11 protein-coding genes, 1 tRNA gene and 1 pseudogene are annotated in these 12,094 nt (G+C 46.2%); 11 read left to right on the top strand and 2 right to left on the bottom strand.

Translation table 11 applies throughout. The features are described from left to right. Positions 1-202: 202 nt before the first annotated feature. The 6 genes and pseudogenes from EE116_RS08510 (at position 203) to EE116_RS08535 (ending at position 5,290) form a co-directional block, all read left to right on the top strand. Positions 203-643, top strand: a complete 441-nt coding sequence (locus EE116_RS08510) for a cytochrome c3 family protein (RefSeq protein ID WP_002947156.1) — start codon at positions 203-205, stop codon at positions 641-643. After that, entirely contained in the window at positions 640-1,311 is a 672-nt protein-coding gene (locus EE116_RS08515) for a cytochrome c3 family protein (protein ID WP_122874044.1), read from the top strand. Before EE116_RS08510 ends, EE116_RS08515 begins: the two co-directional genes overlap by 4 nt. A 213-nt stretch (positions 1,312-1,524) precedes the next feature. Beyond that, positions 1,525-3,065, top strand: a pseudogene (locus EE116_RS08520) (flavocytochrome c). A 258-nt stretch (positions 3,066-3,323) separates the two neighbouring features. After that, positions 3,324-4,493: an MFS transporter gene (locus tag EE116_RS08525; protein WP_122874045.1), complete on the top strand. Its 1,170-nt coding sequence runs from the start codon at positions 3,324-3,326 to the stop codon at positions 4,491-4,493. After that, entirely contained in the window at positions 4,438-4,719 is a 282-nt protein-coding gene (locus tag EE116_RS08530) for a hypothetical protein (protein ID WP_122874046.1), read from the top strand. Before EE116_RS08525 ends, EE116_RS08530 begins: the two co-directional genes overlap by 56 nt. Before the next feature lies 1 nt (position 4,720). Next, on the top strand, positions 4,721-5,290 hold the full coding sequence (locus tag EE116_RS08535) for a hypothetical protein (RefSeq protein ID WP_122874047.1): 570 nt from the start codon (positions 4,721-4,723) through the stop codon (positions 5,288-5,290). Positions 5,291-5,318: 28 nt separating this feature from the next. Here the strand turns inward: EE116_RS08535 and EE116_RS08540 are convergent, their stop codons facing one another. Together EE116_RS08540 and ppk2 are read right to left on the bottom strand one after the other, a co-directional pair. After that, positions 5,319-5,498 carry a hypothetical protein gene (locus EE116_RS08540; protein ID WP_122874048.1) on the bottom strand — a complete coding sequence of 60 codons (180 nt, stop codon included), beginning with the start codon at positions 5,496-5,498 and terminating at the stop codon, positions 5,319-5,321. A gap of 18 nt (positions 5,499-5,516) precedes the next feature. Next, the gene (gene ppk2, locus EE116_RS08545; protein ID WP_002951386.1) at positions 5,517-6,326 is read right to left on the bottom strand and encodes a polyphosphate kinase 2; all 810 of its coding nucleotides are present in this window, start codon (positions 6,324-6,326) and stop codon (positions 5,517-5,519) included. Between the two features lie 138 nt (positions 6,327-6,464). On the opposite strand from ppk2, the gene dsbD reads away from it, so the two are divergent. The 5 genes from dsbD (at position 6,465) to EE116_RS08570 (ending at position 12,045) form a co-directional block, all read left to right on the top strand. Further along, positions 6,465-8,345 carry a protein-disulfide reductase DsbD gene (gene dsbD, locus EE116_RS08550; protein ID WP_122874049.1) on the top strand — a complete coding sequence of 627 codons (1,881 nt, stop codon included), beginning with the start codon at positions 6,465-6,467 and terminating at the stop codon, positions 8,343-8,345. Between the two features lie 91 nt (positions 8,346-8,436). Next, positions 8,437-8,510, top strand: a tRNA-Gln gene (locus EE116_RS08555). A gap of 213 nt (positions 8,511-8,723) precedes the next feature. Then, positions 8,724-10,028, top strand: a complete 1,305-nt coding sequence (locus EE116_RS08560; protein ID WP_122874050.1) for a tyrosine-type recombinase/integrase — start codon at positions 8,724-8,726, stop codon at positions 10,026-10,028. Positions 10,029-10,190: 162 nt separating this feature from the next. After that, positions 10,191-11,588 (top strand): hypothetical protein, encoded by a 1,398-nt coding sequence (locus EE116_RS08565; protein WP_122874051.1) that lies wholly within the window; start codon positions 10,191-10,193, stop codon positions 11,586-11,588. A 166-nt stretch (positions 11,589-11,754) separates the two neighbouring features. Continuing rightward, complete coding sequence (locus EE116_RS08570) at positions 11,755-12,045, top strand: hypothetical protein (RefSeq protein WP_122874052.1); 291 nt, start codon at positions 11,755-11,757, stop codon at positions 12,043-12,045. The last annotated feature ends 49 nt before the right edge of the window (positions 12,046-12,094 follow it).

Below are 12,094 nucleotides of genomic sequence, written 5' to 3' on the forward strand. Positions count from 1 at the left end.
GCTCGCAACTGCAAGCAGAAGTCTAGCCTGTGCAAAATTTTAGCCGCGCAACCCCAAAAATCGCCTCGAAATACTTGCAAATCTTCTTTAGTATCGCAGGTTAAATTTAAGATTAAATTCGAGAATTCAGCCTGCGATACTTTTAAATTTAAAGCCGAATTTGCAGTTAAATTTGTAAATTTGACATCCGAAAGGAATTCGCATGAAACACAAAGCGTTTCTCGCCTTGTGCGCATCTATGCTACTATGCTCTTTTGCATTTAGCGCAGGAGCCCCAAGCGCAAAGATAACGTCTTTAGTCGATCTTAACGTCACCGACGAGCTGCGAGCCAAACACCCTTTAAAGCCTCATCACGAAAAACTAAGCTTCACCTGTCTTGATTGTCACGAAGGACAAGGAAACGACGCTAGTAAATTTAAATCTATCGGCGATAAAGGCTGTTTGTCCTGTCACGGCGACAAGAAAAAGATAGCTAAAAGACTAGAATACATGGATCTGCTAAAAGCAAATCCTCACAACTCGGTTCACGACGGCCCTACGCTATACTGCGACGAGTGCCACAACGAGCATAAAAAATCAACCAATATGTGCACGGAGTGCCACGAACACGAAGTTCCGCAATGGATGGGGGTAACGCCATGAAAATTTCAAAGAAAGTACTAGCGCTTATTATATTAGTAAGCGGCATTATAGGGTTTTTAGTCGTACTTCCCGTGCATTACGCCCTAGAAGAAACTAGCGGAGAGAAGTTTTGCGTAGTGTGTCACGAGATGGATCCTATGGTTATAGCTTATAGTAACGACGTACATAGCGGCAAAGGCAAAAGCGGAGTAAGGGCTAAATGCGTAGACTGCCACATACCTCACGACAACCTAGCTAAATACGTCCTAGTTAAAGCTAAAAACGGATTGATGGAGGGATATATTCATTTCTTTAAAGACCCTGAGGCTATAGACTGGCATAAAAACAGAGAGAAAAGAGAGCACTTCGTATTTGATAACGGTTGCGTTAGCTGCCATACGAATTTGGTGGATAATAAGCTAACCTCAGCCCAAGCTCAAAAGATGCACGCTCACTATCAAAGCTTGCTAAATACGGATAAGCAACTAACCTGCGCTAGCTGTCACGCCGAGGTAGGCCACAGCGGGCTAAACAATATGCTAAACTACTGGAAGCCTGAATACAAAATCTACGAAAAGAAAGCCGCAATCAAAAAAGAAGAGATAAAGAAGGCATATTTCGGGGAGGATTATGTGGGGCCCAAAGAGGTAAAGGCTGAAGATAAAGCGGATAAAAACGCGACTAAGTAAATTAATTATAAAATTTAAGATAGTCTGTATAAAATCAGACTATCTTATTAAAATATAATAAAAAATTTAAAGTAATCTAATAAAACCATCTCAAATTTAAGTTTAATTTACGCCATATTGCAGTACAATTTCCAATACAAAATCAAATTTTTATTAAATACTTATGTATATATAAAATTCGTAATTTAATATCTAAATTTCAAGAAGAGAATCATGGCAAAAAGTAACGTTTCAAGACGCGACATGCTCAAAATGAGCTTAGCAGGCGCCGGAGCTCTTGCATTAGGAGCAGTAAATGCAGACGCCGCGGTAAGCGCAAAAGACGTAAAATTTGACGAGGAGTGGGACGTCGTCATCATCGGCAGCGGCTTTGCGGGTCTTGCAGCGGGTATCAAAGCGAGCGAACGCGGAAACAAAGTACTAATCCTAGAAAAAATGGGTCGCGTTGGCGGAAACAGCGTCGTAAACGGCGGAATTTTTGCCGTACCAGGCAGCGAACTACAAAAGAAAAACGGCGTTAAAGACTCAAAAGAAATTTTCATCGCCGACTGCGTAAAGGCGGGTCTTGGGCTAAATCACGTCGAGCTACTTGAAGTGCTAGCTGACCGCGCCGTAGATACGTTTAACTTTACAGTAAAACACGGCGCAAAATACCTAGACAAGCTCATCCTAGAGGGCGGTCATAGCGTACCTAGAACGTACTACACCGAAAACACTAGCGGCTCTGGCATCGTGCAGCCTCTCGTAGAATCCTTTAAAAAATCAGAAGGTTGCGAGCTTCGTACTCGCACGAAATTCGACGATTTCGTAACGGACGATAGCGGCCGCGTCGTAGGCGTAGCCGTGAGAGAAAATTATAAATTCGATAAGGATTTATTTAGCGACGACCGCGAAAATAAAGGCGGCGATAAGAGATTTATCAAGGCTAAAAAAGGCGTCGTGCTAGCTAGCGGCGGATTTTGCAGCGATAAATTTTTTAGAAAGCTCCAAGACCCTCGCGCCGTGCCGGAATTTGACACCACAAACCACCCTGGAGCTACTGCAGGCGCGCTCATCTCAGCGTTTAAGGTAGGCGCACTACCGGTGCAAGTCGGCTGGATCCAGTACATCCCGTACAAATGCCCGGACGAAAAGGGTAACGGCATCACAAGCAAATTTGCAGCCCAAGCGAGCTTCCGCTATGGATTTTCCGTAGATCCAAAAACCGGCAAACGCTATATGAACGAGCTAGCCGATCGCAAAATCAGAGCCGACGCGATGTTTAAAATCATCGACGCCAAAGCAAACAGCTACCCGATCAACCTCTGCGACTCCGTAGCCGCGGCAAAACTAGTGCCGAGCGACCTCGAAAATCCGATGAATAGCGGCGTCATCAAAAATTCGACACCCTTGAGGAGCTAGCGGCGTTTTATAAAATGCCTGCGGGCGAGCTAACTAAGACCGCCGAGCGCTACAACGGCTTTGTGGCATCGGGTGTCGACGAGGACTTCGGTAAACCGATGAAGCTAACCGACGGCATCACGGTCTCAAAACCGCCGTTTTACGCTATGCGCGGCGCTCCGAAGCTGCACCACACCATGGGCGGCGTAAAGATCAACACCAAAGCGCAAGTCCTAAATATCGACGATGAGCCGATCGCCGGACTATATGCCGCGGGCGAGGTTACGGGCGGTACGCACGGAGCTAGCAGGCTTGGTAGCTGCGCGATACTAGACTGCCTAACGTTTGGTATGATAGCAGGAGAAAATATTTAACTTCTAGTTTAACACGAAGGGGAGGCAAAAGCTCCCCTTTTCGCTGACAAACCCGCCTATTTAAAGCTTCGCGCCAAAGACCAAAATTTACAAATTTACTCTAGTATTCTTACGCAAGCGTACTGATTTTAAAGCACTTTATCTGCTTAAATTTAATAACCGTTTAAAACAAATTTATGTATATTTTCTCTTTTATATGTCATCAAATTTGAGCATCAAATTTTGCAAATTTAAAACCAAAACCGCCGAAAGAGAAAAATGAATAGAAATTTTAATAAAGCAAGAACCCAAGGTATCCTCGGCGCAGTTTGCATCCTGTGTGCGAGCGCGAGTTTTCTAGCGAGCGATCAGAGTGTGTTTTGGATCGTTCGCACGCTAGCGTGGCTATTTGCGCTTACGTTTTTCCACTACGCACTCATCCGCGCGCAGGAGCTGTCAAACGCAAACGTCTTTACTATCTTTAAATACGCCTACAACGGCTTTTTAGCAGTGATCCTCTGCACGGTCGCGCTCTACGTTTTTGATAAAAATTATCTCAGCCTCATCTCCCGCGTCATCATTCCGCTTGCAGTATTTGCCGTCTCTATCGTATGGGTCGTCATAAATCTCAAGCTCGCAAAGGCCTCGGGCTGCGCGCTTTTTAACGTTTATGCGTGGATGCTTGCCGCTAGCCTGGGCGCAAACTTTATTTATGGCTTGCTAGAGGCCCTCTCGCCAGCTCTCATTGCCTCTATCGTCAAATTTGAACCTCTCGCAAATGCGCTTTTTGATCTAGCGACTTCTGGCGTCTTGCTCGCGGCGTGGATCAGTGTGGAAAATTTCTCAAACGAGCAAAATGAAATCGAGATAAATTTGACCAACCAGCTCGGCGATAGGTCAAATTTAAGTGCCCAAAGCACAAACGAACCGGATTTTAGAACCCAAGACGAGCAAACGACGGAGCTCAAATTTGACGCAGATCAAAATCAAACAGATAAAATTCCGCCCCAAAAAGAAAAAGCGCATGAAAATTCTTACGAACGAGAAACGCTAAAAGCAGTCAAAAAGCAGGGTATCATCTCGTGCCGGCTTATGCTAGCGACCGTTGCCGTATCGTTTTTTACCAAGCTTTATCTGATATTTACGCGGCCGCACGGCGAGTCGCAAGAGCAGCTGATAAAAATGCTTGAAGGCTCGGTAAATTTCGTGCTTTTTCTTGCCGCAGCCGTTTATATGTGGTATGCGCTCAAAAAGCTAGAGGAGATCTACGACACCGACGTACTTAGTACCTATAAGCAGATGATTTTTTGTATCTATCGTATTTACAGTAGTCGGTATAGCGTTTGGCTTTATACGCGGCGTAGAAGACCGACCCGCCGCGATCGGTGCCGGATTGGCGGGACTGTTTATACTAGCTATCACCGTCTATCTAGCCGTCCTTTGGGCTAAGTTAAATTTCAGCCTTGCAAAGATTACGGAAAACACTCTTTTTAAGACTTACGTATTTTTCGCTATCGCTAGCTTTATTATCGCCTTTGCACTGCAGATGATGCTATCTACGGGCTATTTTACGGCAGTCTTTTCCATACTGTTTGCAGCGCTAGCCATCGCGATACTCTACGTGCTGCCGACTGCGTTTTATCTATACGCCTGGACTATGATAAAGGAGGAGTAAAGTGGACAAAAACGAACAAAATTTGACCAAAGATAGAGCCCAAACAGTAAACAACGTAAGAAATTTAGGATTTTTAGCTGCTATTTGCATGTCGCTTACGATTTTGTCGTCTTACATTGTAGTTTTTTCGCCGCAGTTTCAGGACAGAAACCATTGGGTACTCGGGTCTATAGGCACAATCGCTTGTTTTTATGCGGCTTTTAAAGCGCTTCAGCCTCTATGCGAGACGAATCTCGTGCGGCCATTTCATGCGAGTTGGATTTTTTGGATTGTTATGGTGGCAACGGCATATTTTAAGGAAAGATTTTATAGCGCCGAGTTTATGCTTATATTTTTTACATTATTTACTTTGTCGGCGATTTCTTGGACGATTTTAAATTTTAGGTTGGCGCGCGTCACGCAAAATCCGCTGTTTAAAATTTATGCCTACATGTTTATACTCTCGGTTTTATCCGGCTACATCGCGGTTTTTGCAAAAGCGCAAATCGGCAGCGTGCTCCACAATGCGCGAGTAACGGCTCTGCGCGGTTTAAATTTGACCTGCCCAGCGCCTAAAATTTGGCAAATTTGAGTTAAATTTTTAGCTCCGACCGGCTTTGTTAAATTTGCCATAGCGCCGCTCGCAAATTTATTTTTATAAAATAGACAAGCATAGATTTTACCGCCGTTCGTATCAAAAAGGCGCGGGTTTGGCCGCCTGCGTGTAAATTTGACAGCCGAGCCAAATTTGACAAATTTAGGCAAATTCTCGCGAGGCCGTTTGCCGCACCGCACGTCAAATTTGACCCAAACTTGCCTTATCCGTTCATCTTAGATAGCTTCTCGTTTTTGAGGTTTGCCTCCATCTGGCGTATCTCCTCCTCGCCGCTCCTTACGATACCTTCGTCGCACTCAAAGTTTTTGGCGTCTATTTTTTTCGGGTATTCGACGTTTGCTAGGATGTATCTAAAAAGATTTATGCGAGCCTGCTTTTTACTGTCTGAGACGATGATCGTCCATGGGCAAAACGGCGTGTTTGAAGCTAGTAGCATCGAGTATTTTGCGATGGTGTACTGATCCCAGAGCTCCTGGCTTTTTTCATCCACGGGGGAGATTTTAAACTGCTTTAGCGGGTCGGTGAGGCGCTCTTTGAAGCGCTTTTTTTGCTCCTCTTTTGAAACCGAGAGGTAAAATTTAAAGAAAATGATGCCCGAGTTTTTGATCATCTCCTCAAATTTAGGCACCTCGCGTAAAAACTCCTTGTGCTCCTCCTGCGTGCAAAAGCCCATCACAGGCTCGACGCCAGCGCGGTTGTACCACGAACGGTCAAAGATCACGATCTCGCCGGCGCTTGGCAAATGTGCGACGTAACGCTGGAAATACCACTGCGAGCGCTCGACGTCGCTTGGCTTTTCAAGCGCCACGATGCGGCATCCGCGCGGATTTAGGTGCTCGGTTAGGCGCTTTATCGAGCCGCCCTTGCCCGCCGCGTCGCGCCCCTCGATGATGATGAGTACTCGCAGACCCTGCTCTTTTACGTGATTTTGAAATTTTAAAAGCTCGATTTGTAGTTTTCGTAGTTCGTGCTCGTAGTCGAATTTCACGCTATCCGTGCCGTTTTTACTCACTCTAAACCTCCTTTTGGTATTTTTAAAATGTTACTATCAAATAATTAAAATTTAGCTAAAATACGCCTCTTAATTTAACATTTAACGCTGACTTTATGGGAGCTTGTGTAAAATACGACAAAAATTTCAAGGAATATTATGATTTTTAGGATGATTTTTGCGGCGATTCTGACTTGCTGCACTATGTTTGCCGAACCGCTTCCCGTTAAAGAAGCCTTCGGTCTCACCGCACACGCCGACGAGCAAAACGTCGAGTTTAGATTCGCCCCCGCGCCAAATATCCACGTCTATAAAGACAGTCTCGCGGCAAGCCTAGGCGACAAAAATCTAAACTCGCATCTAAACTTTCCAAAGGCCGAAATTTACGACGAACGCGAGGTTTATACGGGCAAATTTAGCCTTTTCGTGCCGATAAATTTGCTAAAAGGGCTTAGCGGCAGCGAAAATTTCACTCTAAAGCTCGAATACCAAGGCTGCGCCAAAGACGGCATCTGTTATCAGCCGCAAGTGCTCAAATTTGGCGTCAAAAAGAGCCTTGCCGGCTACTCCGTCGCGCAGATAATAGAGGCCGCCGAGCCTGAATTTGCCGGCTCGCAAGCGCCGCTTTCTGAGCAAGACTCCATCGCCGCAAGCCTTAGCAGTGCAAATTTCCTCCTCTCGCTCGCTACGTTTTTTGGCTACGGATTGCTACTATCGCTCACTCCTTGTATCTTTCCGATGATCCCGATCCTATCATCTATCATCGTCTCAAAACAAGCTAGCAGCGCGCATGACGGCAAAAACGGCGCCGTAAATTTAAGCGCGGTAGACGAAAACTCAGTCGAATTTGATAGCGGTAACCCGCACGCTAAAAACGTCAAAAGCAAAAGCTCGCGCGCTACGAGCGGCTTTTTCCTATCTCTTATCTACGTTTTTGCGATGGCCTGCGCCTACGCGGTAGCAGGCGTGGCGGCTAGCGTTTTTGGCTCGGGCGTGCAAAGCGCGCTGCAAACCCCGGCCGTACTGATCGGTTTTAGCCTCGTTTTCGTCGCGCTCGCGCTTTCGATGTTCGGGCTTTACGAACTTCAGATGCCCCTTGCTATGCAAAACGCGCTTAGCAAAAAAGCCCAAAGCAAAGGCGGCATAATCGGCGTTTTTGCGATGGGATTTTTATCCGCGCTCATCGCTAGCCCCTGCGTCGCCGCACCTCTTGCGGGCGCGCTGCTTTATATCGCGCAGAGCGGAAACGCGCTGTTTGGCGGGCTTGCGCTCTTTACGATGGGGCTTGGCATGGGCGTGCCGCTACTGCTCATTGGAGCAAGCTCGGGTAAAATTTTGCCGCGACCGGGCGCATGGATGGATAAAATAAAGACGATTTTTGGCTTTATCATGCTGATAATGGCGGTTTGGCTGAGCGCGCGCGTGATGGGTACTAGAGTGGAGCTGCTGCTTTACGGCGTCATCGGCGTGTTTGCTAGCGTATTTTTCGGAGCTTTTGATGCGACAAGTAGCGAGCAAAGCGGCGGCAAAAAACTACTAAAAGGTGCGGCGCTATTAGCCTTTATCTACTCCGTCTTGCTGATCGTAGGCTCCTTTTCGGGCGCTAAATCAGCGCTAAATCCGCTCGAAGGTTTTAAAAATGCAGGCGGCGCAGGCGTAAATTTGAGTAAAAATGAGCCAAATTTTATCGCCATCTCAAATTTGACCGAGCTAGAAAATGCGGTAAAAAGCTCGTCTAGGCCCGTACTAATCGACTTTTATGCGACTTGGTGCGCTAGCTGTAACGAGCTTGACGAGATTACTTTTAAAGACGAAGCCGTGCTAAAAAAGCTAGATAATTTCACTCTTTTGCGAGTGGACGTAACGAAAAATAGCAGTGACGACGCACAGATAATGAAAAAATTCGGACTCATCGGGCCGCCTGCGATCCTATTTTTCCGTGCAGGTAGCGACGTGCAAGACGAGCTAAAAAACGCGCGACTCATCGGATTTTATCCGCCCGAAAAGTTTTTAGCTCATCTTGAAAAATTCGGGCTGTGAAATTTGTGCGGAGATTTTTGCGGTTTTATCCTCAAAATTTTAGATAATTAAAGCTGATTTAAATTTCGCTCGCTATAATTTCGCCTATCGTTACCCTGTAGTTTAGTGGTAGAACTGCTGACTCTGGATCAGCTAACAGAGGTTCGAATCCTTTCAGGGTAACCACAAGCCAAGCCTTCCCCTCAACTCACAAAACGTCATAGCCTAAAAAAGCCGGCCTTCGTTATATCGACTTACAGTCAATACCGGCCGAAGCCTAGCATATAGGCTGCTTTTTTAGATATAGTTGTCGCTTTGTAAAAGCTACTATCACAAATTTAAAATCTCTTTATCGCACAGGTATAATTATTAAAAAGTATATCTTAAAAAGGAGATTAAATGCTAACTACTGCACCGACAAAGACAAAACAAGACGCTTTCGTTGAAAGCCTGCCCGCGCCGACGGAGAGAATATCCCGAAGCTACCGCATACCTGACACGAGAAAACTCTACGTTGAAGTATTCAAAAATGGAACTAAAAAATTTAAGCTCCGCTACTTCAAAAATCATAGGCAAAGATACATATCAGTCGGCGAATTCCCCTTGATAACGGTCGCGCAAGCCGAGCTTAAGGCGTTTGAAATCGAGCGACAGATAGTCAACGACGAATACGTCTCTCGCCAAGCTAAGGAAGAATTCTACAAAGTAGCCGAAAAGGCTATAGAGGCATACGGCAAGGCGAAAAACCTAAAACAGAAGACGATACAGCATTACAAAAAACGCCTAAACATCATAAACCGAACGCTTGCGAGAAAGCCGATACACGAAATTAACGTATCAGATTTGCGAAAAATCTATAGCGAATACGAAGAGCGCGGCGCGCTAGAAATGCTTAAGAGGATAAACCAATTATTCCAAATTGTTTTCAAATACGCGATAAAAAAAGAATTCATCAAAAAGACGAAAAACCCTCTGTTGGAACTCGACTACGACAAAAACTACGAGCACTACCGCGCCGCAACAGCCGTGCACCACCCTATTTTGACGACGAAAGAAGACGTCGCCGCATTCCTGAAAAACGTTGCAAATTGCCCCGATACTGCGCTAATAAGCGCAGTAGCGACGCTGCTAATGTTTAATACGGGGCTAAGGCTGGAAAGCGTATGCGAGATAAGGTGGGGCTACTTCAATGAAGATTTTTCGACCCTTTTCTATTCAAAAAGCGCGCTAAAGGGCGAAAAAGCAACGGAAGACTCAAGACAAGACCTAATCTTACCTATCGCGCCCTCTATGGCTCGAATATTAGCTGCATATAAGAACACGGTAAACGCCAACGTCAGAAAGCACGACGACATCGTATTTTTAGGGCGAAATTTTGAGGGAAAGCCGCGCCCAATCAATAAAGACGCGCTTCGCGAATACGTGAAACGCGTAAGCGACGACAAAATCACGCCGCACGGGGCGCGCGGCACGCTGACCACGTGGACGAAAAAGCTATTCGACGAACACGGCTTGCCCCTCGCATATATCCGAATGTATTTGCACCAAAAGTGCGAAAAAGACGAGGTCGGCATAAGTTATACACATTTGGATTATACCGACGGGGAAGTCCAAAAGCACCTGCGAAAAATGGCGGAGTGGTGGGAAGGCTTTTTGTTGGCTAGATACGACTACACGGAAAAAATACTCTCGAAGTTGTTTTGATGCGGGAAAATAAGGGGATAGAAGCGAGGAAACTCGCTTCTAAAGACGATTTAGATTGGAATAGCCTTTAAAAGGATACCAAATGCCGAATTATATACAAAAAACGCTTAAAAACAGCTTGCAAAACAGCCCTACGCGCCCTAACGACGGGGAGATAGAGCTATGAGCGCAATAAATCCCGCAATCGAAGTCATCGACAGCGTAGAACTCCGCGAGCGAACCGAGAGCGCCCCAGCAGTTGCGCTCAAAAAAATCTCGGTCGCCCCTATTTTGAGAAAACTCCAAATGACCGCTATCGGGATATGTTTGACCTCTCAAAATACAAATTTCCCTCGCTACATAGGCGGCCGAGCAACGAACAAGGAGCTCGCCCGCCACTTGAACTGCGCGCTTAACGAGTTGCTAATTTTCCTAAACGGCCTAGGCATAGCCGCATTTGTCTCGTGGGTCTTTGAAAGGCACGAAAACGGAAGCCCCCACATTCACGCCGTCTTGTTTGTGCCCCTAGCGCTTCGCACGTTTATGGGTCAAAAACTCGCGGAATACCTAAACGGCTCTGCCGCGCTCACGGCAAACCCGAAAATTAGCTACCTATTGAAACAGCTTGCAAACAGCCATAAAAACGAAAAGCCCGTAAAATTCGACCTAACCAAAGTAACGCGATACAGCCAAACAGAGCGCGATAAACGCTACCGCTGCGACGCTATCAAGGACGTGCAGACGGAAAAGGAACTGCGACATCTCGGGAACAAATTAATGGCGCAAAACTACGCCGAGACGGGCAAAAAACTCAAATCTATGATGACTAAAATTGAAAAATACTACGCCTTTAGGCGGCTAGGGAAAAAGCCGTCGTATTTGAGCCGAAGCGAGGACATCAACCTCTACGACTTCGTATTTTATTCTACCGACGAAGCCGAAAAGAAGCGAACCGAGTTTCAAAAAAGCACGCAAAAGCCGCGAAAAAAGGAGACGCAGGCTGCGCGGCAAATCCAAATCGGCGAGATAGACGAGTCGACGGGCGAAGTTAGGATTTTTTCAAAATCGCCTAAATCCGAAATGAACGTCTATTTGCGCGCGGCCGACGGGGAAAAATACCACGTGACGGGGCGAAATATATATGTGTCTGAAAATGACGTGCGCCAAGTAGTGCGAAAAGCGCGGAAACTCCGCGGAAAGCGCGCAATCCGCACGCTAGCCCTCGTGTGGAAATCAGAGCAAAAACGCAAGACGGAGCGACGAACCGAACGCTGCGACGACTACGTGGGCTTTGACCCTCTAAACGCCCTGAACCGCGATTTTAGCGGCATTCTCGAAATGCCGAAATCCGAACCGCCGCCCGAAAATACGGCGCTAATCCGCGAGCGGTATATGCTTGAAAACGCGTTACGGGAGCGCGAAAATTTAATGAAAATATACGAAAAAGGCTCGTATCGCGGGGCATTTAGCCTGCAATGGCGGGCATTTTCGAGCGTGGAAGATATCCCAGCCGCTATTGAAACAATCGACCGCGAAATCGAGCTACGCCGCGAAGCTATCAAGCGGCTAGAAATCGCATAAAAAGGAGGCAAAAGGCAAAAAAATTTAGCCCTTTTAGGGGCACAAATAGCCCATTTACGGGCAAGTCACAGTCTAAGCCGTTTTCTAAGTCGTTTAAACCCATACAAATAAGTCATCGTCTCACTATAATTATATGTAAACAAATAAAAAATTTAAGGAGACAAAAATGTTACAAGACAACGAAGCCAAAAAACGCAACGACGCAGCGCGCAGAACGCTAGCCTCGCTACTCAACCAAGACAAGACTATAAACGCCAAAATAAAATCGGCTGAAAATGACGTAGAAAAAGCGCAAAAAGTGCTTAAAAAATACCGAGAAATCAAAGCCGAAATTAACGCAAAATTGCAACTACTTTGCGACGCGACGAGCCTGCTCTCAACGCCGCAATCCGAACCGCAAGAAACTACGCCCCCCGAAGCCGAAAAGCCAGCCCCATACGGAAGCTACACTGCTTGATATTTTTACAGACCCTCGCGGTCTGTAAAAATCGTACGTTGAAAGTTTA

Source organism: Campylobacter showae (assembly GCF_900573985.1).
In the GTDB taxonomy this organism is placed as follows: domain Bacteria; phylum Campylobacterota; class Campylobacteria; order Campylobacterales; family Campylobacteraceae; genus Campylobacter_A; species Campylobacter_A showae_E.